Source organism: Pseudomonas sp. Pseusp21 (assembly GCF_059492145.1).
Window position 1 is genome coordinate 3,808,311 of record NZ_CP168520.1, and the last position, 26,702, is coordinate 3,835,012.

At 58.1% G+C, this 26,702-nt stretch carries 19 protein-coding genes, 2 tRNA genes and 4 rRNA genes; 11 read left to right on the forward strand and 14 right to left on the reverse strand.

Annotated features, from left to right (window positions below):
- The first annotated feature begins 71 nt into the window (after positions 1–71).
- The 3 genes from trpB to ACEN93_RS17455 all read left to right on the forward strand — a co-directional run bounded on the left by trpB (position 72) and on the right by ACEN93_RS17455 (position 2,697).
- Positions 72–1,319, forward strand: a complete 1,248-nt coding sequence (gene trpB, locus ACEN93_RS17445) for a tryptophan synthase subunit beta (RefSeq protein ID WP_103385843.1) — start codon at positions 72–74, stop codon at positions 1,317–1,319.
- Positions 1,319–2,131, forward strand: coding sequence for a tryptophan synthase subunit alpha (trpA, locus tag ACEN93_RS17450; RefSeq protein ID WP_085667266.1), 813 nt, complete (start codon positions 1,319–1,321; stop codon positions 2,129–2,131). The genes trpB and trpA overlap by 1 nt, the downstream gene beginning before the upstream one ends.
- A 122-nt stretch (positions 2,132–2,253) precedes the next feature.
- Complete coding sequence (locus ACEN93_RS17455) at positions 2,254–2,697, forward strand: anti-virulence regulator CigR family protein (protein ID WP_085667265.1); 444 nt, start codon at positions 2,254–2,256, stop codon at positions 2,695–2,697.
- 65 nt (positions 2,698–2,762) lie between these two features.
- Here the strand turns inward: ACEN93_RS17455 and ACEN93_RS17460 are convergent, their stop codons facing one another.
- From ACEN93_RS17460 to ACEN93_RS17505, 10 genes are all read right to left on the reverse strand, one after another.
- Positions 2,763–4,724, reverse strand: a complete 1,962-nt coding sequence (locus ACEN93_RS17460; RefSeq protein ID WP_064592546.1) for a DUF7844 domain-containing protein — start codon at positions 4,722–4,724, stop codon at positions 2,763–2,765.
- Positions 4,721–5,041: a DUF2388 domain-containing protein gene (locus ACEN93_RS17465; protein WP_039764795.1), complete on the reverse strand. Its 321-nt coding sequence runs from the start codon at positions 5,039–5,041 to the stop codon at positions 4,721–4,723. Before ACEN93_RS17465 ends, ACEN93_RS17460 begins: the two co-directional genes overlap by 4 nt.
- Before the next feature lie 27 nt (positions 5,042–5,068).
- Entirely contained in the window at positions 5,069–5,377 is a 309-nt protein-coding gene (locus ACEN93_RS17470) for a DUF2388 domain-containing protein (protein WP_064592548.1), read from the reverse strand.
- 107 nt (positions 5,378–5,484) lie between these two features.
- Positions 5,485–5,802 (reverse strand): DUF2388 domain-containing protein, encoded by a 318-nt coding sequence (locus ACEN93_RS17475; protein WP_007953908.1) that lies wholly within the window; start codon positions 5,800–5,802, stop codon positions 5,485–5,487.
- A gap of 332 nt (positions 5,803–6,134) precedes the next feature.
- On the reverse strand, positions 6,135–6,350 hold the full coding sequence (locus tag ACEN93_RS17480; protein WP_011331828.1) for a DUF1127 domain-containing protein: 216 nt from the start codon (positions 6,348–6,350) through the stop codon (positions 6,135–6,137).
- A 321-nt stretch (positions 6,351–6,671) separates the two neighbouring features.
- A complete protein-coding gene (gene scpC, locus ACEN93_RS17485; protein ID WP_074689736.1) occupies positions 6,672–8,165 on the reverse strand; it encodes a succinyl-CoA:acetate CoA-transferase ScpC in 1,494 nt (497 codons plus the stop codon).
- Positions 8,166–8,379: 214 nt separating this feature from the next.
- Positions 8,380–9,813: an NAD(P)(+) transhydrogenase (Re/Si-specific) subunit beta gene (locus tag ACEN93_RS17490; RefSeq protein WP_490842867.1), complete on the reverse strand. Its 1,434-nt coding sequence runs from the start codon at positions 9,811–9,813 to the stop codon at positions 8,380–8,382.
- Positions 9,813–10,133 (reverse strand): NAD(P) transhydrogenase subunit alpha part 2, encoded by a 321-nt coding sequence (locus ACEN93_RS17495; RefSeq protein WP_003220416.1) that lies wholly within the window; start codon positions 10,131–10,133, stop codon positions 9,813–9,815. Before ACEN93_RS17495 ends, ACEN93_RS17490 begins: the two co-directional genes overlap by 1 nt.
- Before the next feature lie 15 nt (positions 10,134–10,148).
- Complete coding sequence (locus ACEN93_RS17500) at positions 10,149–11,270, reverse strand: Re/Si-specific NAD(P)(+) transhydrogenase subunit alpha (protein WP_039764785.1); 1,122 nt, start codon at positions 11,268–11,270, stop codon at positions 10,149–10,151.
- Positions 11,271–11,704: 434 nt separating this feature from the next.
- Positions 11,705–12,604: a LysR family transcriptional regulator gene (locus ACEN93_RS17505; RefSeq protein WP_074689734.1), complete on the reverse strand. Its 900-nt coding sequence runs from the start codon at positions 12,602–12,604 to the stop codon at positions 11,705–11,707.
- Positions 12,605–12,762: 158 nt separating this feature from the next.
- Between ACEN93_RS17505 and ACEN93_RS17510 the strand changes: the two genes are divergently transcribed.
- The 8 genes from ACEN93_RS17510 (at position 12,763) to rrf (ACEN93_RS17545) (ending at position 21,268) form a co-directional block, all read left to right on the forward strand.
- Positions 12,763–13,944, forward strand: coding sequence for an acyl-CoA dehydrogenase (locus tag ACEN93_RS17510; protein WP_011331834.1), 1,182 nt, complete (start codon positions 12,763–12,765; stop codon positions 13,942–13,944).
- 13 nt (positions 13,945–13,957) lie between these two features.
- Positions 13,958–15,178 (forward strand): CaiB/BaiF CoA transferase family protein, encoded by a 1,221-nt coding sequence (locus ACEN93_RS17515; protein WP_495610310.1) that lies wholly within the window; start codon positions 13,958–13,960, stop codon positions 15,176–15,178.
- Positions 15,179–15,821: 643 nt separating this feature from the next.
- A 16S ribosomal RNA gene (locus tag ACEN93_RS17520) occupies positions 15,822–17,358 on the forward strand.
- Between the two features lie 123 nt (positions 17,359–17,481).
- Positions 17,482–17,558 (forward strand) — tRNA-Ile (locus ACEN93_RS17525).
- Positions 17,559–17,568: 10 nt separating this feature from the next.
- Positions 17,569–17,644: transfer RNA gene (locus tag ACEN93_RS17530), tRNA-Ala, on the forward strand.
- A gap of 238 nt (positions 17,645–17,882) precedes the next feature.
- A 23S ribosomal RNA gene (locus ACEN93_RS17535) occupies positions 17,883–20,773 on the forward strand.
- A 157-nt stretch (positions 20,774–20,930) separates the two neighbouring features.
- A 5S ribosomal RNA gene (gene rrf, locus ACEN93_RS17540) occupies positions 20,931–21,046 on the forward strand.
- Positions 21,047–21,152: 106 nt separating this feature from the next.
- Positions 21,153–21,268, forward strand: a 5S ribosomal RNA gene (gene rrf / locus ACEN93_RS17545).
- The 16S, 23S and 5S rRNA genes sit together here with 2 tRNA genes alongside, the layout of an rRNA operon.
- A 73-nt stretch (positions 21,269–21,341) precedes the next feature.
- Here the strand turns inward: rrf (ACEN93_RS17545) and ACEN93_RS17550 are convergent.
- The 4 genes from ACEN93_RS17550 to ACEN93_RS17565 all read right to left on the reverse strand — a co-directional run bounded on the left by ACEN93_RS17550 (position 21,342) and on the right by ACEN93_RS17565 (position 26,688).
- Positions 21,342–22,520: a PepSY-associated TM helix domain-containing protein gene (locus ACEN93_RS17550; protein WP_495610311.1), complete on the reverse strand. Its 1,179-nt coding sequence runs from the start codon at positions 22,518–22,520 to the stop codon at positions 21,342–21,344.
- A gap of 77 nt (positions 22,521–22,597) precedes the next feature.
- The gene (locus ACEN93_RS17555; protein WP_495610312.1) at positions 22,598–25,099 is read right to left on the reverse strand and encodes a TonB-dependent siderophore receptor; all 2,502 of its coding nucleotides are present in this window, start codon (positions 25,097–25,099) and stop codon (positions 22,598–22,600) included.
- A gap of 87 nt (positions 25,100–25,186) precedes the next feature.
- The gene (locus ACEN93_RS17560; protein WP_495610313.1) at positions 25,187–26,188 is read right to left on the reverse strand and encodes a FecR domain-containing protein; all 1,002 of its coding nucleotides are present in this window, start codon (positions 26,186–26,188) and stop codon (positions 25,187–25,189) included.
- Positions 26,188–26,688: a sigma-70 family RNA polymerase sigma factor gene (locus ACEN93_RS17565; RefSeq protein ID WP_495610314.1), complete on the reverse strand. Its 501-nt coding sequence runs from the start codon at positions 26,686–26,688 to the stop codon at positions 26,188–26,190. The genes ACEN93_RS17560 and ACEN93_RS17565 overlap by 1 nt, the downstream gene beginning before the upstream one ends.
- Positions 26,689–26,702: the final 14 nt, after the last annotated feature.

Sequence of the window (26,702 nt, forward strand, 5' to 3'; positions counted from 1 at the left end):
GGTTTTCAGCCTGAAAGGTCAGGGGTAGAGTGAACGCCATTGTCTTCTCGTGAAATCTGCTGGAGCGAACCATGACCCAGACTTCGAACACCTCCGATCTGCGTAACGGCCCTGACGCCAACGGCCTGTTTGGCTCGTTCGGCGGCCGTTATGTCGCGGAAACCCTGATGCCGTTGATCCTCGACCTGGCCCGCGAATACGAGGCGGCCAAGGAAGATCCGGCGTTCAAAGAAGAATTGGCCTACTTCCAGCGCGACTACGTCGGACGTCCGAGCCCGCTGTATTTCGCCGAGCGCCTGACCGAGTTCTGCGGTGGCGCCAAGATCTACCTCAAGCGCGAAGAGCTGAACCACACCGGCGCGCACAAGATCAACAACTGCATCGGCCAGATCCTGCTGGCGCGGCGCATGGGCAAGAAACGCATCATCGCCGAGACCGGAGCCGGTATGCACGGCGTAGCCACCGCCACCGTGGCTGCGCGTTTTGGTCTGGACTGCGTGATCTACATGGGCACCACCGACATCGAGCGTCAGCAGGCCAACGTGTTCCGCATGAAGTTGCTGGGCGCCGAGGTGATCCCGGTGGTCGCCGGCACCGGCACCCTGAAAGACGCAATGAACGAAGCGCTGCGTGACTGGGTGACCAACGTCGACAGCACCTTCTACCTGATCGGCACCGTGGCCGGTCCGCACCCTTATCCAGCCATGGTTCGTGACTTCCAGGCCGTAATCGGCAAGGAAACCCGCGATCAGTTGCAAACCCAAGAAGGTCGCCTGCCGGACAGCCTGGTGGCATGCATCGGCGGCGGTTCCAACGCCATGGGCCTGTTCCACCCGTTCCTCGACGACAAGAGCGTCGAGATCATCGGCGTCGAAGCCGCCGGTTACGGCATCGAAACCGGCAAGCACGCGGCCAGCCTCAACGGCGGTGTCCCGGGTGTGTTGCACGGCAACCGCACCTTCCTGCTGCAGGACGACGATGGCCAGATCATCGACGCCCACTCGATTTCCGCCGGCCTCGACTATCCGGGCATCGGCCCTGAGCACGCGTGGTTGCATGACATCGGCCGCGTCCAGTACACCTCGGTGACCGACGACGAAGCCCTCGCTGCGTTCCACCAGTGCTGCCGTCTGGAAGGGATCATTCCGGCACTGGAAAGCGCCCATGCCCTGGCCGAAGTCTTCAAACGCGCACCGAAACTGCCGAAGGATCACCTGATGGTGGTCAACCTGTCCGGTCGCGGCGACAAAGACATGCAGACCGTCATGCACCACATGGAACATTCTCAACAAGAGCAATCGAAGCAGGAGAAACACTGATGAGCCGCCTGCAAACCCGCTTTGCCGAACTCAAGGAACAGAACCGCGCCGCCCTGGTGACCTTCGTCACTGCTGGCGACCCGGACTACGACACCTCGCTGGCGATCCTCAAGGGCCTGCCGAAAGCCGGTGCCGACGTGATCGAACTGGGCATGCCGTTTACCGACCCGATGGCCGACGGCCCGGCGATTCAGCTGGCGAACATCCGCGCCTTGGGTGCCAAACAGAACCTGATCAAAACCCTGCAAATGGTCCGCGAGTTTCGCAAGGAAAACAGCGACACCCCGCTGGTGCTGATGGGTTACTTCAACCCGATCCACAAGTTCGGCGTCGAGCGCTTCATCGCTGAAGCCAAAGAGGCCGGCGTTGATGGCCTGATCGTGGTCGACATGCCGCCGGAGCATAACTCGGAGCTGTGCGACCCGGCCCAGGCGGCGGGCATCGACTTCATCCGTCTGACCACTCCTACCACCGATGATGCGCGTCTGCCGAAAGTGTTGAATGGCAGCTCAGGCTTCGTTTACTACGTGTCGGTTGCCGGTGTGACCGGCGCCGGTGCGGCGACTCTGGAACACGTCGAGGAGGCGGTGGCGCGTCTGCGTCGTCATACCGATCTGCCGATCAGCATCGGTTTTGGTATCCGCACGCCGGAGCAGGCCGCGTCCATTGCGCGTCTGGCCGACGGTGTGGTGGTGGGCTCGGCGCTGATCGATCACATCGCCAACGCGACCACGCCGGACCAGGCCATCGACGGCGTGCTGAGCCTGTGTTCGGCGCTGTCCGAAGGCGTGCGTAAGGCTCGCGTCAGCTGAAGGTAAAGTTCCTGATACAGAGGAATTAGAGCCTCCAAGCACAGACTAACCAAGCAAGACCGAGGGATTCAGAACCACGTTCTGAATCCCTTTTTGCTGTCAGTGCAGTGAGGAAAGACCCGATGAAAATGCCGAAACGTCTGATTGCCAGTCTGGGCGTGCTGATGATCAGCGCGACACCGCTGCTGGCCAGCGCCGATCCGCGCGACGATCACGACCACGGCGGCCCGCAACAGGGCCACTACGACAATCGCGGTGGTGATCACCATGATTGGCAAAGCAACCATCGCGGCGGCCCGCCGCCTCGGGATTTCGGCCCGGTGCGTCAGGTGATCCGCGACAATCATGGCTACTTCGTGCGCGGTGCGCCGCCACCTCCAGGCATCCACCTGGTACGTGGCCGGCCGCTGCCCCGCGGCTATTACGGCGAGCGGCTGGATAACCGGGCGTTGAGTCGTCTGCCTTATTACCCGGGTTATGAATGGCGTCGTGCCGGCGGTGACATCGTGCTGATCGCGGTGGGTAGCGGGGTTGTTTACGAAGTGTTGGATGGCGTTCTGTACTGACCGTCAGGCAATAAAAAAGACCGCAGCCTTTACGGGCTGTGGTCTTTTGTTTTCAGGGCTGTTGTTCAGGGCAACTCCAATCCGCCCGAGGCTTTGTGCAGTTTGCGCAGATGTTCGCCGATCTGCTTTACGTTGGCCTCGCTGGCCGCAATCTCGGCTGCTCGTTTGGGCTCCAGCAGCGCGCGCACTTCCTTATCGAGATCGCCGGTCAGGGCCAGCAATTGTTTCTGGCGCTGGCTGCTTTCTGCTTCCAGTCGGCTGAATTCGCTTGGTTGCGGCAGGCCATAACCTCGGGAGTCGAGCAATTCTGCCGGCCGGCTGAGGAAGCCGCTGTTGGCGAGAATCTGCTGCAACGTCGCGTTGGCCTTGTCCATGCCACCGTTTTCCAGCTCCCGGGCGCCGAGGTAACGTTGCTTGACCTCATCCTGAGCCAGCAAAAGTTGGCGGCGGAAACTGGCTTGTTCCAGCAACAACAGCGCGGCGCTGGTGCGCAGGTCGGCCCGTTCGAACCATGGGCGACGCTCTTCGGCGGACAGCGAAAGCCATTCTTCAACGGTTGTCTGCTTGATCGGCAATTGCTTCTTCAACACATCGAACATCGCCTGATAACGGTCACGGAACGAGTCAAAGCGATAACCCAGGCGCAACGCCTCTTTCGGATCATCAAGCACGCTGGTGTCGGCCAGGCCGCGCCCCTTCAGCACTTCCAGCAAGCCGTTGGGCATGATGCTGTCGAGGCCGGTGAGTCGGGCGTTGTTGCTGCCGCTGCGCAGCAGTTTCAGGCCTTCCACCGCACAGTTGTTGGAGAGGAAGAAGTAATTGCCGTCGTAGCTCCAGTGCATTTCGGCGGCGTGTTCGACCACGCCCTCGATTTCGCTGCGCGAGAGATTCAGCGGCACCGACGCCAGGCTGCGCAGTTCGGTCTTGGTGTACTCGTCGATCACCTGCGCCAGCGGCAGTACGAACAGGCGCGACGGGTACTTGCCGACAAGACCGTCCCAGCTCGACAGCTGCACGTCCCCGACGAAGGCGCGGTACGACAACACCAGATGCTGATCCAGATCCAGCCGGCAGTCCGGCCCGCGTGGCCGGCCAGGTGCGCAGATCACCAGACGCAGCATGCTGTGGCCCCAACGGCTGACCCAGTTCTGGTTGGCTTCTGCCAGCAGGTAATCCACCGCGTACACACGTTCCGGATCGACCTGGCCCAGGGGCTGTTTGGCAAAGTCGTTGCCGGCGTTGAGGAAGGCGAAGGTTTTGGCGCATTCATCCTTTGCTGGCGGTGCCCAGCCGAAGTGTTCCTGGTAATAGCGATACAGCGCCGGGCGACGGCAGGCGTAGCTCGGGTCGAGGAGGAAATACTCCATGTTGACCGCGACAAACTCCTTCGGGCTGGAGATTTCGTAGAGGTCGGGGCTGCGAGCGATCTGCCGGTTGTGCTGTTCCCGCTCACCCCGACGCCCGACGTATTGCTGCCAGCCGGCGAGATCGAGCAGGCGTGGATCATCGCTGAGGGTGAAGCGCCGACCGTTCTGGCCGCGGCACTCATCGGGAATGCCGATCAGCCCGGCGCTGTTGTTGCGCCGGGTGCAGCGCTGGATCAGCGTGCGTTCGGCCGCTGGCCACAAGCGCGCGCGATCGTAAATGTGAGTGATTTCATGCAGCACCGTGGCCAGCAGTTCTCGGCGAACGGTGCCATGGGGGCGATTGGTTTTTTCTTTGGCCGCACTGCCGTCGGTGAGGCTGGCGAGCAGTTTGCGGTTCAGGTCCAGTTCGGAGACGAGCGTCGCCTGACCATAGGCGTTGCCAGGCATGTCGTCGGTCCAGCCGACATCGATGCGCCGGTCCAGGCGTTCGATGAAGCTCGGCGGCAACGCCTGCATGGCTTCATCGAGCAGTGCCTGGCTGGCCTGTTGTTGGGCGGGGCTCAAGCCATCGGTCTTGAGCCGCAATTGCAGGCCGGCGTGGGCGCTGTTGCCAAGCAGCAACAACGCCCCGGCCAGCAGCCAGGCGCCGAGTGACCTCACAGTGCGAGGATGGCTTCGGCGAGTACCTGATCACTGGCGTCGCGGGCTTCCGGCACGCGGGTGCGCAAGGTTTTGAAGGCCGCTTCCAGGTTTGCACCACGGATATCACCGTCGCTGGCCACGAAACTGGCAGCGTCGTCATGGGCTTCGCGGATGATTTTCGAATCGCGAATCGACGTAGTGGTGTCGGAGGTGAAATCGATGGTGCGCTGGGAGGCGCGGACGATGATGTTACTGGTGGCTACCAGGGTGTGTGCCTGGGCCATATCGGCCAACAACAGCAGGCCAAGGGCGGCAGCAATCAGCGGGCTACGCATGGAACGACTCCGAAAGGACAGGGATGACTATTGGACGAGAATTGCCTGTGCCAGTTCAAGGTCACTGACATGAAGTTTTGGCCGGCTCTTGCGCAGGTAATGCAGCGCAGATTCGAGCTGTGCGCCGCGCATCTGGCCGTCACTGGCAACGAACGCTGCGGCATCGTCGTGCGCGGCGATGATCAGTTTACGGTCGAACGGTGCGGAAGAAACCATGCCCGTGGCCCAGACGCTGACGACGGTGTTCTGTGTGGACACATCGAAGGCGTCTGCCAGAGGAATCCAGCAGGCGGTGAGCAGTAAAGAAGGGATAAGCAGATTTGAAAGAAAACGCATGGGACTCGGCAACTGTTGGCGAGTCCCAAGGCTAGCGCAATGCCCCGACTAGAGCCAGCGCCGAAACATCGGGACACGACCGGCGTGTCCCGCGATGCCCCTGTCGCTTAGATCGTCAGAATGGCCTGGGCCAGCTGTGCGTCGGTCGCGTTCAGTTGCGGAGCCTGATGACGGATGTGATCCAGTGCGCTCTCCAGTTTCACGCCACGGATTTCACCTTCGCTGGCTACGAAGCTGGCAGCGTCGTCACGGGCGGCGAGCACGATCTTGTCGTCACGGAAGGACGAAGTAACGTCGGAGGTGGCATCGGAAGAGGACTTGAGCGCGCCAACAACGGCGTCGGTGGTCACGATGAAGCTGGTGGCGCTGGCGTTGGCAGCTACGGCCAGCAGAGCGGCGGCGCTGAGCAGACGAAGACGGGACATGGGAGAACTCCTGTGGATAAACCGTATTGAGAGGTGGCTCGGTGTCTGAAGGTCAGACGCCAGTTGCACAGCATTCGCCACGTTCTGAATGGAGCTTAGGCTTCCGTTGCAACTTCGCACAGTGGTCAGGATGCTGGCCTGAACCGATTTCTCGTAACTGTACCTGTCTTGAATTTAAGTATGAGAACTGTACCTGTCCGATGATCGAGGGTGGCTACTCGGTTTTCTCAGGGCACAAACGACAAGACCCGTCGCGGTTTCCCGCGACGGGTCTTGTTTATTCAATTCGGGTTGCTGGCGGTGGGTCTAGCGACCAGAGCCAGCGACGCTGCTTAGCGCCAGAACGGCTTGCTCAGCTCTTCGTAGCGTTGTGCTTCGCTGATACCGGCATCGGCCAGCAGACGCGAATCCAGGCGAGCCAGTTGGTGGCGGCTGGAGATGCGGCGCTGCCACAACATCAGGTTGGCGATAACGCGCAGAGGCAGGGAAGCCTGGGTTTTTACAGCTTTGTCTTCGAAGAACAGTTCGGAACTGAGTGTACGTTCCATGGTTGACATCCTTCCGCTTGTGGCGGGATTAGGTAGTGGTTTAACTGGTGCCCATGATCCTCTCGTTTGGCCAGACTCTCTAGATACAGTTCACCTGTATTGTGAGTGACCAGTTAACTGTTTATAGGGGGTGTACGGGTCAAAATTGCGCAAACTGTACTTGTCTGCGCTTATTTGGTGCATTTTTACCCAAATCGATGATTAGAGTAGGCAAAAGCCGTAGGAAAAGACCGGTACAGCAGTACAGTTTTTGACGGCTGCGGCGGTTTTCAAAATTCCGCTGACGAAACTGTGTTTGCGCCAGCGGAAAATCTGTGCGGATTACACCGCCAGCATGCGTCCGGTTTCTTCCAGATTGATGTGCCAGCTCAGGGCGTCACGCAGGATGTGCGGGGTGTGGCCGCCGATCGCACAGGCTTTTTCGAAGTAATCGTTCAGCGCCGGGCGGTAATCCGGGTGCACGCAATTATCGATGATGACCCGGGCGCGTTCCCGTGGCGCCAGGCCGCGCAGGTCGGCCAGGCCCACTTCGGTCACCAGGATGTCGACGTCATGCTCGGTATGGTCGACGTGGCTGACCATTGGCACCACGCTGGAAATCGCGCCGCCCTTGGCGATCGACTTGGTCACGAACACCGCCAGGTGTGCGTTGCGCGCGAAGTCGCCCGAGCCGCCAATGCCGTTCATCATCCGCGTGCCGCAGACGTGGGTGGAGTTGACGTTGCCATAGATGTCGAACTCAAGGGCGGTGTTGATGCCGATGATGCCCAGGCGCCGCACCACCTCCGGGTGGTTGGAGATTTCCTGCGGACGCAATACCAGCTTGTCCTTGTACTTCTCCAGATTGCCGAACACGTCGCTGTTGCGCCGCTCCGACAGAGTGATCGAGCTGCCCGAGGCGAAGCTCAGCTTGCCCGCATCAATCAGGTCAAAGGTCGAGTCTTGCAGCACTTCGGAATACATGGTCAGGTCTTCGAACGGCGAATCGATCAGCCCGCACATCACCGCGTTGGCGATGTTGCCGATTCCGGCCTGCAACGGGCCGAGCTTGTTGGTCATGCGCCCGGCATCGACTTCCTGCTTGAGGAAGGTGATCAGGTGATCGGCGATGGCTTTGGTATCGACATCCGGCGACGACACGGTGGACGGCGAGTCCGACTGTTGGGTGATGACGATGGCGACGATTTTCTCCGGCGGGATCGGGATCGCAGTGCTGCCGATGCGGTCGTCGACCTTTACCAGCGGGATGGGCGTGCGGGTCGGGCGATAGGTCGGGATATAGATGTCGTGCAGACCTTCGAGGTTGGCGTTGTGCGCCAGGTTGATCTCGACGATCACGTGTTTGGCGAAGATCGCGAAGCTCGCCGAGTTGCCCACCGAAGTGGTCGGCACGATGTGGCCCTGTTCGGTGATGGCCACAGCTTCGATGACGGCGATGTCCGGCAGCTTCAGTTGCTGGTTGCGCAATTGCTCGACAGTTTCCGACAGGTGCTGGTCGATGAACATCACTTCGCCGGCGTTGATTGCCTTGCGCAAGGTGCTGTCGACCTGAAACGGCATGCGCCGGGACAGCACGCCAGCCTCGGTCAGTTGCTTGTCGAGGTCATTGCCCAGACTGGCGCCGGTCATCAGGCTGATCTTCAGCGGCGTGACCTTGGCTCGCTCGGCCAGCGCATGGGGCACGGCCTTGGCTTCGCCGGCGCGGGTGAAGCCGCTCATGCCGACGGTCATGCCGTCCTCAATCAGCGCAGCGGCGTCGGCGGCGCTCATCACTTTATCCAACAACGAAGGCAGGCGAATACGGTCACGGTACATGGATTATTTTCTCGGGCAGCGAGTTGCAGGATGCGCAGTCTAGTGAATTTCGCGAGCGCCTGTCCCGCTACCAAGGTCGCAAACGAGGCGTCTATTTAGCGGGTTTCAAGTAAAACACCGTTACCGGATCTGCAACAACGCGGCAAATTGTCCGACGGTTTGCGCAAACAAAAACGCCCCGACAAGTCGGGGCGTTCGGTGTTGCCGGCGAGGGTTACTCGACCGCTTTGACCATGTCTTCGATGACTTTTTTCGCGTCGCCGAAGACCATCATGGTCTTGTCCAGATAGAACAGTTCGTTGTCCAGGCCGGCATAGCCGCTGGCCATCGAGCGCTTGTTGACGATGATGGTCTTGGCCTTGAACGCTTCGAGGATCGGCATGCCGGCAATCGGCGATTTCGGATCGTTCTTGGCAGCCGGGTTGACCACGTCGTTGGCGCCCAGCACCAGAACCACATCGGCCTGACCGAACTCGGAGTTGATGTCTTCCATCTCGAACACCTGGTCGTACGGCACTTCGGCCTCGGCCAGCAGTACGTTCATGTGCCCAGGCATCCGGCCGGCCACCGGGTGGATCGCGTACTTCACGGTCACGCCATGGTGGGTCAGCTTCTCGGTCAGCTCTTTCAGCGCGTGCTGTGCACGGGCCACGGCCAGGCCGTAACCCGGAACGATGATTACGGTGTCGGCGTTGCTCAGCAGGAAGGTCGCGTCGTCAGCCGAACCGGATTTCACCGGACGGGCTTCCTTCTCACCGGCAGGGCCGGCATCTGCTGTATTGCCGAAACCGCCGAGCAGTACATTAAAGAAGGAACGGTTCATCGCCTTGCACATGATGTACGAGAGGATCGCACCACTCGAACCCACCAGCGAGCCGGCAATGATCAGCATCGAGTTGTTCAGCGAGAAGCCGATACCCGCCGCCGCCCAGCCGGAATAGCTGTTGAGCATCGACACCACCACCGGCATGTCGGCGCCGCCGATCGGGATGATGATCAGCACGCCCATGACGAACGCCAGGGCCAGCATCAGTGCGAACGCGGCGAGGTTGCCGGTCAGCATGAAAGTGACGCCGAGGATCAGAGTCGCCAGGCCCAGTACCGCGTTCAGCTTGTGCTGGCCGCTGAACTGTACCGGTGCGCCCTGGAACAGCCGGAACTTGTACTTGCCAGACAGCTTGCCGAAGGCGATCACCGAACCGGAGAAGGTGATTGCACCGATGGCTGCGCCCAGGAACAGCTCCAGACGGTTACCCGCCGGGATCGAGTCGCCCAGTTGCTTGACGATGCCCAGCGACTGCGGCTCGACCACGGCAGCAATGGCGATGAACACCGCTGCCAGACCGATCATGCTGTGCATGAACGCAACCAGTTCCGGCATCTTGGTCATTTCAACGCGCTTGGCCATGATCGAACCGGCGGTGCCGCCGATCAGCAGGCCGACGATCACGTAACCGATGCCTGCAGTCGCCAGCTCAGCGCCCAGCTTATAGATGAGGCCGACCGTGGTGATGATTGCCAGTGCCATGCCGAGCATGCCGAACAGGTTGCCGCGGCGCGACGTGGTCGGGTGCGACAGGCCCTTGAGGGCCTGGATGAAGCAGATCGACGCGATCAGGTAGAGCGTCGTGACGAGGTTCATGCTCATTACTTAGGCGCCTCTTCTTTTGCTTTCGGGGCTTTCTTCTTGAACATCTCAAGCATGCGGCGGGTCACCAGGAAGCCACCGAATACGTTGACCGCGGCCAGTGCCACGGCGAGGGTGCCCATGGTCTTGCCCAGAGGGGTGACGGTCAGTGCGGCGGCGAGCATGGCGCCGACGATCACGATCGCCGAAATGGCGTTGGTCACCGCCATCAAAGGCGTGTGCAGCGCGGGTGTAACGTTCCATACCACGTGATAACCGACATAAATCGCCAGCACGAAGATGATCAGGTTGTAGATACCGGGGGAGATAAGCTCTTCCATCGTCTGAATCCCTGCTTAGGCGTTTTTGCGGATGACTTGGCCGTCGCGGCACATCAGGCACGCGGCGACGATGTCGTCTTCGAGGTTCACTTCGAACTGGCCTTCTTTGGTAAAGACCAGCTTCAGGAAGTCCAGCAGGTTGCGTGCGTACAGCGCCGAGGCGTCTGCGGCGACTTCACCGGCGAGGTTGGTCGGGCCGACGATGGTCACGCCGTTCTCGATCACGACCTGATCGGCCACGGTCAGCGGGCAGTTGCCACCCTGTGCTGCCGCGAGGTCGATGACCACCGAGCCGGGTTTCATCTGCGCCACGGTGTCCGCGCTCAACAGCGTTGGTGCCTTGCGGCCCGGAATCAGTGCGGTGGTGATGACAATGTCAGCCTGCCTGGCGCGCTCGTGCACGGCCTGGGCCTGACGCTGCATCCAGCTCGCCGGCATCGGGCGTGCGTAACCACCGACGCCGACCGCGCATTCGCGTTCTTCATCGGTCTCGTAAGGCACGTCGACGAACTTGGCGCCGAGGGATTCGATCTGTTCCTTCACGGCCGGACGTACGTCGGACGCTTCGATGACGGCACCCAGACGTTTCGCCGTGGCAATCGCCTGCAACCCGGCTACACCGGCACCCAGAATCAGCACGCGCGCCGCTTTCACGGTGCCCGCAGCGGTCATCAGCATCGGCATGAAGCGCGGATAGTAGTGGGCGGCCAGCAGCACCGCCTTATAGCCGGCAATGTTCGCCTGGGACGACAACACGTCGAGGCTCTGGGCCCGGGAGGTGCGTGGCGCCGCTTCCAGGGCGAACGCGGTAATCCCGCACTCGGCCATCTTCGCGATGGTGTCGTTGTTGAACGGGTTGAGCATGCCCACCAGCACCGTTCCGCGCTTGATCAGCGTCAGTTCGGCATCGCTTGGCGCGACCACTTTGAGAATCAGCTCGGCGCCAAACGCGTCATTGGCACTGCCAATGGTTGCGCCTGCCGCTTCATAGGCACTGTCGACAACGCTGGCTTTAACGCCGGCGCCGGTTTGCACAGTGACCTTATGACCTTGGCTGATCAGCTTTTTAATGGTTTCCGGGGTTGCAGCAACCCGTGTTTCACCGGTCTGGGTTTCGAGAGGAACACCAATGTGCACGTCAAATCTCCTGCGTGATCTTATTGAGTAAACCCATGCACTACGGATGGTGCGACTGGGGCGGCCGATCAGCACGATCCCGCCAAATCAGGGCGGGGCGCGGCATTTTGCAGGCGAAGTTTATGCCCTTCAAGGGATTATGACGGGTGACGGAAAATTAACTACAAGTCATCCCGTGACCGAATGTCGCAGATGGCCAGTTGAATCCCTTGCAGGCCGTGCCTTTCAAGGAGTCTGGATGAATTTGAAGAATTTTCTCATCGGTGACGTGAATAGGTCGCAATGAGTCGCGAATGAGGGCGCAAAGCCACGTCGTCAGGCGCTTGTGGGACGTCTGTACGACTTTCGGATACAGTCTGTCTATTTGCGACAAATAGTTATATCTGTAGGGCTTTGGTTTTCCTGACTACGGGGTTAGTAATCGCTGAGGCCCTTTATCCTTCTAGGTTGTAGCTGTGTGCCTGGTTCACCAGCCAATCGCGAAAAGCCTTGAGTGACGCCGATTCGACCTTTCGCTCCGGAATCATCAGGTAATACGCCTTGATGCTGGAGAGCGCGTTTGGGTTGGCAATCACCAGGCGTTTCTCGGCCAGTTCGCGCTGAATCAGGAACGGTGGGATCAGCGCGATGCCCATGTCGTGCATGGCAGCCTGGGCCAGCATGGAGAATAGCTCGTAGCGCGGACCTGTCATGTCGCGGGGGATGTTCAGGTGTTGCGAGTTGAACCACTGTCGCCAGGCGTAGGGGCGGGTGGTTTGCTGGAGCAGCGGCAGATCGGCGATTTTATCGGGTGTCAGATGCGTCTTGTTGCCGAGCAGGGCGGGACTGCATACCGGCATCGGATTCTCGCCCATCAACCTGTGGGATTCGGTACCGGACCAGTCGGCATCGCCAAAGTAGATGGCTGCATCGAAGTCAGTGTCGGCAAACAGGAATGGGCGCGTGCGATTCGTCAGGTTGACCGTCACTTCCGGGTGCTTGAGCTGGAAGTCCTTCAGCCTTGGCAACAACCATTGCGTGCCGAAGGTGGGCACCACGGCGAGTTCGATCACGTTGGTACCTTGCTGGCCCATCACCGACAGGGTGTCGCGTTCAACGGCGTCGAGTTGAGTGGCAACCCGGCGGCTGTAGGAAAGGCCCGCTTCTGTCAGTTTCACCCCGCGACGCGAGCGTCGGAAGAGTTCGACGCTGAGGAAGTCTTCCAGGCTGGCGATCTGTCGGCAAATGGCGCCCTGGGTGAGGGAAAGTTCTTCGGCGGCCTTGGTAAAGCTCTCGTGACGGGCGGCGGCTTCGAAGCTGATCAGGGCGGTGGTGCTGGGTATCTTGCGGCGCATGTACGTCAACCTCACTAATATATCGCTTAATCGGCATTTCGCGACGTTTCGGAGTGAGAAATTAGCACAACAGGATGCGAAATCCTCGTTTGCCGGGATGGCGAAGCGGGCCTAGGATCAATGCCACGTTAATTCACCCGATTTGCGAGGACTCACTCATGGGCGGTAAAGCTAGCTTCAACTGGATCGATCCACTGCTGCTGGATCAACAGCTGACTGAAGAAGAACGCATGATCCGCGACACTGCCGAGCAATTCGCCCAGCAGAGCCTCGCGCCGCGTGTTCTGGAAGCCTTCCGCCATGAGAAGACCGATCCGGCGATCTTCCGTGAAATGGGCGAAGTCGGCCTGTTGGGCGCAACCATTCCCGAGCAGTACGGTGGCAGCGGCCTCAACTACGTCAGCTATGGCCTGATTGCCCGTGAAGTCGAGCGTGTCGACTCCGGCTACCGTTCGATGATGAGTGTGCAGTCTTCGCTGGTGATGGTGCCGATCAACGAATTCGGTACCGAAGCACAGAAACAGAAGTACCTGCCGAAACTGGCTTCCGGCGAGTGGATCGGCTGCTTCGGTCTGACCGAACCGAACCACGGCTCCGACCCGGGCGCGATGATTACGCGTGCACGCAAGGTCGATGGCGGCTACAGCCTGACCGGCGCCAAGATGTGGATCACCAACAGCCCGATCGCCGATGTGTTTGTGGTCTGGGCCAAAGATGATGCCGGCGACATCCGTGGCTTCGTACTGGAGAAGGGCTGGAAAGGCCTGAGCGCCCCGGCGATTCACGGCAAGGTCGGCCTGCGGGCTTCGATCACCGGCGAAATCGTCATGGATAACGTGTTCGTGCCGGAAGAGAACATCTTTCCGGACGTGCGTGGTCTGAAAGGTCCGTTCACCTGCCTCAACTCTGCACGTTATGGCATTTCCTGGGGTGCGCTGGGCGCGGCCGAGTTCTGCTGGCACACCGCTCGCCAGTACACCCTGGATCGTCAACAGTTCGGCCGTCCGCTGGCCGCTACTCAGTTGATCCAGAAGAAGCTGGCTGACATGCAGACCGAGATCACCCTGGCGCTGCAAGGCTGTCTGCGTCTGGGCCGCATGAAGGATGAGGGCACTGCTGCGGTTGAAATCACTTCCATCATGAAGCGCAACTCTTGCGGCAAGTCTCTCGAGATCGCTCGTATGGCGCGTGACATGTTGGGCGGCAACGGGATCTCTGATGAGTTCGGTGTGGCCCGTCACCTGGTCAACCTGGAAGTGGTGAATACCTATGAAGGTACTCACGACGTTCACGCGCTGATCCTCGGTCGTGCGCAGACCGGCCTGCAGGCGTTCTATTAATAGGAGAGCGACCATGGGCGCGCTGTCGCATCTACGGGTACTGGATTTATCGCGAGTGCTGGCCGGCCCATGGGCCGGGCAAATTCTTGCCGACCTTGGGGCGGAAGTGATCAAGGTCGAGCGCCCGGGCAATGGTGACGACACTCGCGCCTGGGGGCCGCCCTTCCTGAAAGACGCCTATGGCGAGAACACCAGCGAGGCGGCTTATTACCTGTCGGCCAACCGCAACAAGCAATCGGTGACGATCGACTTCACGCGTCCCGAGGGTCAGAAGCTGGTAAGGGAGTTGGCAGCCAAGTCCGACATCCTTATCGAAAACTTCAAGGTGGGGGGGCTGGCGGCTTATGGCCTGGATTACGAGTCGCTGAAGGCAATCAATCCGGATCTGATCTATTGCTCGATCACCGGTTTCGGTCAGAGCGGACCGTATGCGAAGCGTGCGGGTTATGACTTCATGATCCAGGGGCTCGGCGGTCTGATGAGCCTGACCGGGCGGCCCGAAGGTGATGAGGGTGCGGGGCCGGTGAAGGTGGGTGTGGCGCTCACGGATATCCTGACGGGGCTGTATTCGACCGTGGCGATTCTGGCGGCGCTGGCCCACCGTGATCACGATGGTGGTGGGCAGCATATCGATATGGCTTTGCTGGATGTGCAGGTGGCGTGCCTGGCCAACCAGGCGATGAACTACCTGACGACGGGCACTGCGCCAAAGCGGCTGGGGAATGCGCATCCGAATATTGTGCCGTACCAGGATTTTCCTACGGCTGACGGCGACTTCATTCTCACGGTGGGTAATGACGGGCAGTTCCGCAAGTTCGCCGAAGTGGCGGGGCAGCCGCAGTGGGCGGATGATCCGCGTTTCGCGACTAATAAGCTGCGAGTGGCGAATCGGGCCGTCCTGATTCCGCTGATCCGCCAGGCGACCGTTTTCAAGACCACCGCAGAGTGGGTAAGTCAGCTGGAGCAGGCGGGCGTGCCATGTGGGCCGATCAATGATCTATCACAGGTGTTCGAGGATCCACAGGTGAAGTCTCGCGGCTTGGCAATTGAGTTGCCTCACGTGCTGGCGGGGATGGTGCCGCAGGTGGCCAGCCCGATCCGGTTGTCGCGTACGCCTGTCGAGTATCACCGTGCGCCTCCTTTGCTGGGCGAGCATACGCTGGAGGTTTTACAGCGCGTGCTGGGCTTGGGGGCGGGTGCAGTGGCTGCGATGAAGGAGGATGGAGTGCTCTGAGAGTTCTCTCTATATAGAAAGGGTGCTGAATCCTTCTTCTATATAGAAGGACTTGAGTGCTTTTTGGCCTATCGGCAAGTTATTGAAAGAAAAGCGAAATTAAGTGTTGACGGCAGATTCTGAGTCTCTATAATTCGCCCCACTTCCGGCGCAGTCGAAACGGAAAACTCCTTGAGAATCAATGAGTTAAGTAAGTTTCGATAGTGGATCGCTTCAGTTCATCGAAGTCTGGAAGGAGTTGGAAATGCCGGTTTTCTGGTGCTTTCAACGGTTCGATCTTCTCGGTCGAAAGCGGAGAAAAAGAGGTGTTGACAGCAGCGTGTAACGCTGTAGAATTCGCCTCCCGCTAACGAGAGATCGGAAGCGCAAGTGGTTGAAGTTGTTGAAGAAATCTTCGAAAACTTCTGAAGATAATCACTTGACAGCAAATGAGGCTGCTGTAGAATGCGCGCCTCGGTTGAGACGAAAGATCTTAACCAACCGCTCTTTAACAACTGAATCAAGCAATTCGTGTGGGTGCTTGTGGAGTCAGACTGATAGTCAACAAGATTATCAGCATCACAAGTTACTCCGCGAGAAATCAAAGATGTAACCAACGATTGCTGAGCCAAGTTTAGGGTTTCTTAAAAACCCAAAGATGTTTGAACTGAAGAGTTTGATCATGGCTCAGATTGAACGCTGGCGGCAGGCCTAACACATGCAAGTCGAGCGGATGAAGGGAGCTTGCTCCTGAATTCAGCGGCGGACGGGTGAGTAATGCCTAGGAATCTGCCTGGTAGTGGGGGACAACGTTTCGAAAGGAACGCTAATACCGCATACGTCCTACGGGAGAAAGCAGGGGACCTTCGGGCCTTGCGCTATCAGATGAGCCTAGGTCGGATTAGCTAGTTGGTGAGGTAATGGCTCACCAAGGCGACGATCCGTAACTGGTCTGAGAGGATGATCAGTCACACTGGAACTGAGACACGGTCCAGACTCCTACGGGAGGCAGCAGTGGGGAATATTGGACAATGGGCGAAAGCCTGATCCAGCCATGCCGCGTGTGTGAAGAAGGTCTTCGGATTGTAAAGCACTTTAAGTTGGGAGGAAGGGTTGTAGATTAATACTCTGCAATTTTGACGTTACCGACAGAATAAGCACCGGCTAACTCTGTGCCAGCAGCCGCGGTAATACAGAGGGTGCAAGCGTTAATCGGAATTACTGGGCGTAAAGCGCGCGTAGGTGGTTCGTTAAGTTGGATGTGAAATCCCCGGGCTCAACCTGGGAACTGCATCCAAAACTGGCGAGCTAGAGTATGGTAGAGGGTGGTGGAATTTCCTGTGTAGCGGTGAAATGCGTAGATATAGGAAGGAACACCAGTGGCGAAGGCGACCACCTGGACTGATACTGACACTGAGGTGCGAAAGCGTGGGGAGCAAACAGGATTAGATACCCTGGTAGTCCACGCCGTAAACGATGTCAACTAGCCGTTGGGAGCCTTGAGCTCTTAGTGGCGCAGCTAACGCATTAAGTTGACCGCCTGGGGAGTACGGCCGCAAGGTTAAAACTCAAATGAATTGACGGGGGCCCGCACAAGCGGTGGAGCATGTGGTTTAATTCGAAGCAACGCGAAGAACCTTACCAGGCCTTGACATCCAATGAACTTTCCAGAGATGGATTGGTGCCTTCGGGAACATTGAGACAGGTGCTGCATGGCTGTCGTCAGCTCGTGTCGTGAGATGTTGGGTTAAGTCCCGTAACGAGCGCAACCCTTGTCCTTAGTTACCAGCACGTTATGGTGGGCACTCTAAGGAGACTGCCGGTGACAAACCGGAGGAAGGTGGGGATGACGTCAAGTCATCATGGCCCTTACGGCCTGGGCTACACACGTGCTACAATGGTCGGTACAAAGGGTTGCCAAGCCGCGAGGTGGAGCTAATCCCATAAAACCGATCGTAGTCCGGATCGCAGTCTGCAACTCGACTGCGTGAAGTCGGAATCGCTAGTAATCGCGAATCAGAATGTCGCGGTGAATACGTTCCCGGGCCTTGTACACACCGCCCGTCACACCATGGGAGTGGGTTGCACCAGAAGTAGCTAGTCTAACCTTCGGGAGGACGGTTACCACGGTGTGATTCATGACTGGGGTGAAGTCGTAACAAGGTAGCCGTAGGGGAACCTGCGGCTGGATCACCTCCTTAATCGACGACATCAGCTGCTCCATAAGTTCCCACACGAATTGCTTGATTCATTGAAGAAGACGATAGAAGCAGCTTTAAGCTCCAAGCTGATAGCTCACAGCTAGCAGTTACAAGCTCGAAATTGGGTCTGTAGCTCAGTTGGTTAGAGCGCACCCCTGATAAGGGTGAGGTCGGCAGTTCGAATCTGCCCAGACCCACCAATTTTGTTATGGGGCCATAGCTCAGCTGGGAGAGCGCCTGCCTTGCACGCAGGAGGTCAGCGGTTCGATCCCGCTTGGCTCCACCATAAACTGCTTCGAAAGTTTGAGAGTTTAGAAATGAATATTCGAGTTGAATATTGATTTCTAGTCTTTTGATTAGATCGTTCTTTAAAAATTTGGGTATGTGATAGAAAGATAGACTGATGGCCACTTTCACTGGTGGTGATCAGGCTAAGGTAAAATTTGTGAGTTCTCTTAGTTGAGAAATTCGAATTTTCGGCGAATGTCGTCTTCACAGTATAACCAGATTGCTTGGGGTTATATGGTCAAGTGAAGAAGCGCATACGGTGGATGCCTTGGCAGTCAGAGGCGATGAAAGACGTGGTAGCCTGCGAAAAGCTTCGGGGAGTCGGCAAACAGACTTTGATCCGGAGATGTCTGAATGGGGGAACCCAGCCATCACAAGATGGTTATCTTGCACTGAATACATAGGTGCAAGAGGCGAACCAGGGGAACTGAAACATCTAAGTACCCTGAGGAAAAGAAATCAACCGAGATTCCCTTAGTAGTGGCGAGCGAACGGGGACTAGCCCTTAAGTGGCTTTGAGATTAGCGGAACGCTCTGGAAAGTGCGGCCATAGTGGGTGATAGCCCTGTACGCGAAAGTCTCTTAGTCATGAAATCGAGTAGGACGGAGCACGAGAAACTTTGTCTGAATATGGGGGGACCATCCTCCAAGGCTAAATACTACTGACTGACCGATAGTGAACTAGTACCGTGAGGGAAAGGCGAAAAGAACCCCGGAGAGGGGAGTGAAATAGATCCTGAAACCGTATGCGTACAAGCAGTGGGAGCAGACTTTGTTCTGTGACTGCGTACCTTTTGTATAATGGGTCAGCGACTTATTTTCAGTGGCGAGCTTAACCGAATAGGGGAGGCGTAGCGAAAGCGAGTCTTAATAGGGCGTCTAGTCGCTGGGAATAGACCCGAAACCGGGCGATCTATCCATGGGCAGGTTGAAGGTTAGGTAACACTGACTGGAGGACCGAACCGACTACCGTTGAAAAGTTAGCGGATGACCTGTGGATCGGAGTGAAAGGCTAATCAAGCTCGGAGATAGCTGGTTCTCCTCGAAAGCTATTTAGGTAGCGCCTCATGTATCACTGTAGGGGGTAGAGCACTGTTTCGGCTAGGGGGTCATCCCGACTTACCAAACCGATGCAAACTCCGAATACCTACAAGTGCCGAGCATGGGAGACACACGGCGGGTGCTAACGTCCGTCGTGAAAAGGGAAACAACCCAGACCGTCAGCTAAGGTCCCAAAGTTATGGTTAAGTGGGAAACGATGTGGGAAGGCTTAGACAGCTAGGAGGTTGGCTTAGAAGCAGCCACCCTTTAAAGAAAGCGTAATAGCTCACTAGTCGAGTCGGCCTGCGCGGAAGATGTAACGGGGCTCAAACCATACACCGAAGCTACGGGTATCACGCAAGTGATGCGGTAGAGGAGCGTTCTGTAAGCCTGTGAAGGTGAGTTGAGAAGCTTGCTGGAGGTATCAGAAGTGCGAATGCTGACATGAGTAACGACAATGGGTGTGAAAAACACCCACGCCGAAAGACCAAGGTTTCCTGCGCAACGTTAATCGACGCAGGGTTAGTCGGTCCCTAAGGCGAGGCTGAAAAGCGTAGTCGATGGAAAACAGGTTAATATTCCTGTACTTCTGGTTATTGCGATGGAGGGACGGAGAAGGCTAGGCCAGCTTGGCGTTGGTTGTCCAAGTTTAAGGTGGTAGGCTGAAATCTTAGGTAAATCCGGGGTTTCAAGGCCGAGAGCTGATGACGAGTTGCCTTTAGGCGACGAAGTGGTTGATGCCATGCTTCCAAGAAAAGCTTCTAAGCTTCAGATAACCAGGAACCGTACCCCAAACCGACACAGGTGGTTGGGTAGAGAATACCAAGGCGCTTGAGAGAACTCGGGTGAAGGAACTAGGCAAAATGGCACCGTAACTTCGGGAGAAGGTGCGCCGGTGAGGGTGAAGCACTTGCTGCGTAAGCCCACGCCGGTCGAAGATACCAGGCCGCTGCGACTGTTTATTAAAAACACAGCACTCTGCAAACACGAAAGTGGACGTATAGGGTGTGACGCCTGCCCGGTGCCGGAAGGTTAATTGATGGGGTTAGCTAACGCGAAGCTCTTGATCGAAGCCCCGGTAAACGGCGGCCGTAACTATAACGGTCCTAAGGTAGCGAAATTCCTTGTCGGGTAAGTTCCGACCTGCACGAATGGCGTAACGATGGCGGCGCTGTCTCCACCCGAGACTCAGTGAAATTGAAATCGCTGTGAAGATGCAGTGTATCCGCGGCTAGACGGAAAGACCCCGTGAACCTTTACTATAGCTTTGCACTGGACTTTGAATTTGCTTGTGTAGGATAGGTGGGAGGCTTTGAAGCGTGGACGCCAGTTCGCGTGGAGCCATCCTTGAAATACCACCCTGGCAACTTTGAGGTTCTAACTCAGGTCCGTTATCCGGATCGAGGACAGTGTATGGTGGGTAGTTTGACTGGGGCGGTCTCCTCCTAAAGAGTAACGGAGGAGTACGAAGGTGCGCTCAGACCGGTCGGAAATCGGTCGTAGAGTATAAAGGCAAAAGCGCGCTTGACTGCGAGACAGACACGTCGAGCAGGTACGAAAGTAGGTCTTAGTGATCCGGTGGTTCTGTATGGAAGGGCCATCGCTCAACGGATAAAAGGTACTCCGGGGATAACAGGCTGATACCGCCCAAGAGTTCATATCGACGGCGGTGTTTGGCACCTCGATGTCGGCTCATCACATCCTGGGGCTGAAGCCGGTCCCAAGGGTATGGCTGTTCGCCATTTAAAGTGGTACGCGAGCTGGGTTTAGAACGTCGTGAGACAGTTCGGTCCCTATCTGCCGTGGACGTTTGAGATTTGAGAGGGGCTGCTCCTAGTACGAGAGGACCGGAGTGGACGAACCTCTGGTGTTCCGGTTGTCACGCCAGTGGCATTGCCGGGTAGCTATGTTCGGGAAAGATAACCGCTGAAAGCATCTAAGCGGGAAACTTGCCTCAAGATGAGATCTCACTGGAACCTTGAGTTCCCTGAAGGGCCGTCGAAGACTACGACGTTGATAGGTTGGGTGTGTAAGCGCTGTGAGGCGTTGAGCTAACCAATACTAATTGCCCGTGAGGCTTGACCATATAACACCCAAGCAATCTGTAGACTCGAAAGAGCATCAGATTGCGGTGTGTGAAGACGCAATGAACCGAAAGTTCGACGCTCACAAAACACCGACAGCTGTCACATACCCAATTTGCTGAAGCGAGGCCATCCGGTCACGAGTCAGTACCCGAATTTCTTGACGACCATAGAGCGTTGGAACCACCTGATCCCATCCCGAACTCAGAAGTGAAACGATGCATCGCCGATGGTAGTGTGGGGTTTCCCCATGTGAGAGTAGGTCATCGTCAAGATTAAATTCCGAAACCCCAATTGCGAAAGCAGTTGGGGTTTTGTTTTAGTAGAAGTCACCGATTTTTGCCGGAACGTTACTGCGGTAACGGGCTGGTCACAGAATTTCTTGACGACCATAGAGCGTTGGAACCACCTGATCCCATCCCGAACTCAGAAGTGAAACGATGCATCGCCGATGGTAGTGTGGGGTTTCCCCATGTGAGAGTAGGTCATCGTCAAGATTGAATTCCGAAACCCCTGTCTGCTAATGCAGACAGGGGTTTTGTCGTTTCAGAGCCCATAAAAGTCTGATCTTCAAACAGCTCTGCGCGTCTTGCTGCTCCGACGAGCCTGCCATTTGCGCCACCAGATGTAGACGCCAGTCCCCGACAACCCCGCAATCAGAACACCCAATACTGCGATCATCACTTGTCCGGTGAAGCCTATGATCCGCCCCCCATGTATCGGCAACTGCAACCGATAAAACCGCTCTCCCAACGTCCCTTCTCCTGCGATCTCCTGCCCCAATAATCGTCCGTCAGTACCGTGGAAGAATAACCAGGATTTGCCGTGGGCCTCGGTGTCATGCTGTCCAAATCCCGCACCGTAAAAGTTGTATTCAAAGCTGTAATACAACTCGCCGATCGCTGCTGTCAGCCCCAACCTTTTTCCCTCCTGCTGTGCCCTTTCGTACGCCTGTTGATAACTCAATCGGGTGATCCCCAGCTCTTCGGCCGGCATTCGCCCTCGGGCCTCATATACGCTCGGTTCAATCGAAGAAAACAACGACACCACCGGTTTGAAAACCTGGCTCGGCAGGTTCATCGCCACGCTGCTGACGGCTATCGGCAGCAATAACAACCACAGCCACAAGCCCCCTGCCCGATGCAGATCGAAGTTGAGTCGATACGCATGGCCGCCCTTGATCTTCCAGGCGCTCGACCACTTCTTCCAGAACGGTTTCCCCCGCGGCAATGTCAGCCAGAGGGCGATTAAGCAGTCGATCACCCAGGCTATGGCCACCAACCCCATCAGCAGCAAACCCCAGTTACCGGGCAGTGTCAGGTTGTAGTGAAACTCGAGAATGAACGGAACGAAGTTCTCACGCTGGAAACAGCACTCGCCCCAGTAACGCTGACCTTTTTGCTCGCCATTGACAGGGTCGAGGTAGAACACCTGATTGCGTTCTTTAAACGGTTCACCCGTCGCCGGATCATTGCGCGGTACCGCCGCCAGTAATGCCGTGTGGCCTGCCTCGTTCGGGTACTCCATGTACCAGACCTGCAACTTCGGAAGGGCCGATTGCACCGCATCAACCAGCTCACCTGGCGGCAGACGCTCTCCCTCGGCCGACGCCGCGTAAAACTCCGGATTCAACCACTCATCCAGCTCATGGTTGAACGCCAGAATGCTTCCGGTGATCCCGGCCAGGAGCAGAAAAACCGCCGTGGCCAACCCGATATACCGGTGCAACAAAACCAGAAACGAACGCATGGAAACTTCCCCCCACAGATACGACAAAGCCAGCCCCTGAAATCAGGGGCTGGCTTTTTCATGCACAAGACAAAGGCTTAGAACTGGTAACTGACCGTGGCGGCGACGTTGCGCTCTTCGCCCATGTAGCAGAAGTCCAGGCTGGCGCAGGAGGCCACGTAGGATTCGTTGGTCAGATTGTTCGCATTCAGGCGTACGTCGATACCCTTCAGACCGACCTTGCCGAGGTCATAGCCAATCGATGCGTCGAACAATGTGTAGGACGGCACCTTCATGGTGTTCTCTGCATCCGCCCAGCTATAGCCGACATAACGCACACCACCGCCCAGTCGCAGGCCATCAAGCGCCGCGCTGTCGAACTTGTAGTCGGCCCACAAGGACGCCATGTGCCGCGGTGCCTGGGTTGGCGAGTTGCCTTTGTTCTCGATCACATTGGTCGGTGTGCTCAAGGTGCTGGTCATCGACTTCGAGTATTCAATGTCGGTGAAGGTGTAGCTGCCGAGGACTTTCAGGTTGTCGGTCAACTGCATGTGCGCTTCCAGTTCCAGGCCTTGAGAGCGGACAGCGCCTACAGCGCGATAGAAGTTTTCCTGCGGCAGTTTGGTCGCCAGGTTCTCCTGATCGATGCGGAACAGCGAGGCAGTGAACAGATTGTCGGTACCTGGCGGCTGATACTTCAGGCCCATTTCCCACTGCGTTCCATCGGTCGGTGCGAGAGGATTGCCGGCGCTGTCCGCGTAGGAGTTCGGGTTGAACGACTCGGAATAGCTGACGTACGGTGCGAGGCCGTTATCGAACAGATACAGCGCGCCGGCACGGCCGGTGAGCTTGGTGCGTCGATCATTGATCTCGGTGCCGACCGGACGGCCGGCTTCGGCGATGCGGTTTTCGTCGGAGGTTTCCACCCAGTCCTGACGCAGGCCCAGCGAGAAGCGCCACTTGTCCATCTCGATCAGGTCTTGCAGGTAAACGCCGGTCTGCTCCAGGCGCCGCAGATAGCTCGTCTCGCCGTATGGCGTGATAGCGGAATTGCCATACACCGGGTTGAACGCATTGATAGGCGCCAGGCCGCCACTGGTCCAGTCGACCACGGTTTTGCGCCGCTGGTAATCCGCCCCCATCAGCACTGTGTGCTTGGTCGCGCCGGTGAAGAATTCAGCCTGGAGCATGTTATCGACGATGAACGCATGGAGGCGCTCGTCACCGCCGGTGTAGTAGCGATTCAGTTCGTTGCTGGTCGGCGACGTCCAGCCATAGGCGTACACCTGATCCATGTTCACTTTGGAGTCGAGGTAGCGGAAGTTCTGCCGCGCGGTGAAGACGTCGTTGAAGCGGTGTTCGAACTGGTAACCGAACGACTGCTGATCACGGGAGTAACCGTCAATGCCCGGCTCGCCTTCGAAGAAGTGCGGCGAGATACGATTACCGTTGCGCTGATGAATCGTGCCGTCGGCCGGCACGCCACCGTGATAGCCGCCGTCCGGGTCATGCTGCAGATACGCTTGCAGAGTCAGCGACGTGTCCTCGCTGAAATCGATGCTGACGGTTGGCGCGAGGGCGAAGCGCTTTTCCTTGTTGTGGTCGAATTGCGTGTCGGACTGATCCGTCAATCCGATCAGACGATAGGCGATGCGCTTGTCGTCATCGACCGGTCCGCTGAAGTCAAAACCGACACCACGTTGGCCCTGAGTACCCACGGTGGCTTGTACCTGGTGATAGGCCTCGTACAGCGGCTTCTTGCTGGTCAGCGCCACCAGACCGCCCGGCGAGCTGCGGCCGTAGAGCACCGACGACGGGCCCTTCAGAATATCGACGCGCTCGAGGAAATACGGATCGACCTGCATCGTGCTGTAGGTGCCGCTGTCGCCCATCGACTTGAGGCCGTCGAGGTAGATGTTATCCACCGAACCGTCGTTGAAGCCGCGCATCGCCACATAGTCGTAACGGTGCGTCGCGCCGTAAGGGTTGGTCAGTACGCCGGGGGAGTAACGCATGGCTTGGGACACGGTTTGCGAGCCTTGGTCATCCATTTGCTCACGGGTGACTACTGACACACTTTGCGAGGTTTCCAGCAGCGCGGTACTGGTCTTGGTGGCGATCTGGCTGTGCGTCGCGTTGTAGCCGTCCATGCTGCCCAGCGCGTTGCCGAGGGCGAAGCCTTTGATGTCGGTGGTCGGCAGGGCCAGCGCTTCGGTTCCTGAGACCGAGCGCAACACATAGCTGCTGCCGTCCTGGCTGATCGCTTCCAGGCCCGCGCCGTCGAGCAAATGGCTCAAGGCCTGATCGGTCGAGTACTCGCCCTGCACACCCGGTGACTGCCGGCCCTGGGTTTGCTGCGGCGTCATCGACAACGTGATGCCCGCCTCACGCGCGAACTGGTTGAGCGCATCGCCCAGCGGTCCGGGGGCGATGTTGTAGCGGTGGCTGCTGACCTCGCTGGCATTGGCCGCCATGCTCAGGCTCGGCAGCACGCCAACGCCCAGTGCAGTAGAAAACAGCGCCGCCCGAACGGCGTGGCGCAACACTCCCGATTCGGCAGAGAAATTCAGAGGGTTCTTACAGGTAACGCGCGCAGTCATTGTAGGTTTCCGTAGGCAGTCGCGAAGGCTGAGTTGAAGTGCTTACTGACTAAGCCGGACTTGCCGCGAAAACCCGCCAAAATACTTTCAGGCCACAGACTCCAGCGTCACCCACCAACGGGTGCGGTAGCGCAATTGCACCGGCAGGGTCTGCGGCAGGATCGCCAGCAGCTTGTCGGTGTCCTCAAGACGGAACACGCCGGACAGACGCAAATCCGCAATATCCGACGCACAGCTCAGAAATCCCTGACGATACCGCCCGACTTCGCCGAGGAAGTCGCCCAGCCGCATGTTGCGGGTCACGATCAGCCCGTCGACCCAGGCACCGGCATCCATGTCCAACGGCGGCGCCGGGCGAATTTGATGGTGATCGATCAGATAGCTCTGACCGGCGATGGCCTCCGTCGAGTTGCCAGCGGAGTGAATCGCGACCCGGCCACTGGTGACGCTCAGGCGCGTGCAGTCATCTTCCTGGCGCAGAATGAATCGCGCCTTGAACGGCTCGTAACTGCCATGACGACTCTGCACCCGCAGCGGTCGGTCAATCGGCGCACCTTCATCGGCACCGCCACAGGTGACGATGATTTCGCCACGGGTCAGCTTGATCAGCCGTTGTTGCGCGGTGTAATCGAGATCCACGCTGCTGGCGGTGTTGAGTTCGATCCGCGTGCCGTCCGGCAGCTGGAAGCCACGGCGTTCGCCGGTAGCGGTGGCGTAGTCGGCGCTCCACTGTTGCCAGACGGACGTGTCTTTGGCCAGCCATCCCGCCGAGCCCATCAGCAGCGCGCCGGACAACAGCTTCAATGCCTGACGTCGCCCCAGCCCCTGCGCACTGTTTTCCAGCGTGTTGAATGCCACCTGCGCACCGGGCACGGCGCGCAGCTTGTGGGTCAGTTCGGCTTGCAGAGACTGCACCCGTTGCCAGGCCAGTTCGTGATCATGGTGCTCGGCGCGCCATTGTTCGCACTGGCGATTCAGGCGCGGGTTGCCGTTGTTATTACGCAGGCGCAGGAGCCAGTGAATGGCCTGTCGGACGACTTGCTGCGGTGGCTCGGCGCGTCGGCCAAGCGAGAGGTTATCCACCGGCATCAGTTTTCGTACCGCAGCACGTAGCAGTGAAACAGCGCATCGGCGACGTAGCGTTCTACCGAGCGCAGGGACAGCCCCATCTGCTCGGCGATCTGCTTGTGGGTCAAACCTTCGCACTGAGCCAGCAGAAATGCCTGACGCACTTTCGGCTTCAAGCCTTCAAGCATGCGGGCAATGCCTTCGAGCAGTTCGATCACCAATGCGCGGGATTCGGCACTCGGGGTTTCGGCTTCAGGCAAATGGGCGATGGTTTCCAGATAGGCGCGTTCAATTTCTTCACGGCGCCAATGATCAATCACCAGCCCTCGGGCAACTGTGCGCAAAAACGCGCGAGGTGCCTTGAGTTCCAGACGCTCGGTGCGCTGCAGCAAACGCACGAAGGTGTCCTGAGCCAGATCCGCCGCATCGGCGGCATTGCCCAGCCGCGCGCGCAACCAGCCGTTGAGCCAGCCGTGATGACTACTGTAAAGCGCCTGTACAGCCAACTCAGGTGAGGACATGAACGCGACAGCCC

Coding starts and splice junctions, on each gene's coding strand:
- ACEN93_RS17510 (WP_011331834.1), top strand. CDS start 12,763: ATGGGCGGTAAAGCTAGCTTCAACTGGATCGATCCACTGCTGCTGGAT.
- ACEN93_RS17490 (WP_490842867.1), bottom strand. CDS start 9,813: ATGAGCATGAACCTCGTCACGACGCTCTACCTGATCGCGTCGATCTGC.
- ACEN93_RS17515 (WP_495610310.1), top strand. CDS start 13,958: ATGGGCGCGCTGTCGCATCTACGGGTACTGGATTTATCGCGAGTGCTG.
- ACEN93_RS17505 (WP_074689734.1), bottom strand. CDS start 12,604: ATGCGCCGCAAGATACCCAGCACCACCGCCCTGATCAGCTTCGAAGCC.
- ACEN93_RS17480 (WP_011331828.1), bottom strand. CDS start 6,350: ATGGAACGTACACTCAGTTCCGAACTGTTCTTCGAAGACAAAGCTGTA.
- ACEN93_RS17565 (WP_495610314.1), bottom strand. CDS start 26,688: ATGTCCTCACCTGAGTTGGCTGTACAGGCGCTTTACAGTAGTCATCAC.
- trpB (WP_103385843.1), top strand. CDS start 72: ATGACCCAGACTTCGAACACCTCCGATCTGCGTAACGGCCCTGACGCC.
- scpC (WP_074689736.1), bottom strand. CDS start 8,165: ATGTACCGTGACCGTATTCGCCTGCCTTCGTTGTTGGATAAAGTGATG.
- ACEN93_RS17555 (WP_495610312.1), bottom strand. CDS start 25,099: ATGACTGCGCGCGTTACCTGTAAGAACCCTCTGAATTTCTCTGCCGAA.
- trpA (WP_085667266.1), top strand. CDS start 1,319: ATGAGCCGCCTGCAAACCCGCTTTGCCGAACTCAAGGAACAGAACCGC.
- ACEN93_RS17455 (WP_085667265.1), top strand. CDS start 2,254: ATGAAAATGCCGAAACGTCTGATTGCCAGTCTGGGCGTGCTGATGATC.
- ACEN93_RS17550 (WP_495610311.1), bottom strand. CDS start 22,520: ATGCGTTCGTTTCTGGTTTTGTTGCACCGGTATATCGGGTTGGCCACG.
- ACEN93_RS17560 (WP_495610313.1), bottom strand. CDS start 26,188: ATGCCGGTGGATAACCTCTCGCTTGGCCGACGCGCCGAGCCACCGCAG.
- ACEN93_RS17465 (WP_039764795.1), bottom strand. CDS start 5,041: ATGCGTAGCCCGCTGATTGCTGCCGCCCTTGGCCTGCTGTTGTTGGCC.
- ACEN93_RS17470 (WP_064592548.1), bottom strand. CDS start 5,377: ATGCGTTTTCTTTCAAATCTGCTTATCCCTTCTTTACTGCTCACCGCC.
- ACEN93_RS17475 (WP_007953908.1), bottom strand. CDS start 5,802: ATGTCCCGTCTTCGTCTGCTCAGCGCCGCCGCTCTGCTGGCCGTAGCT.
- ACEN93_RS17495 (WP_003220416.1), bottom strand. CDS start 10,133: ATGGAAGAGCTTATCTCCCCCGGTATCTACAACCTGATCATCTTCGTG.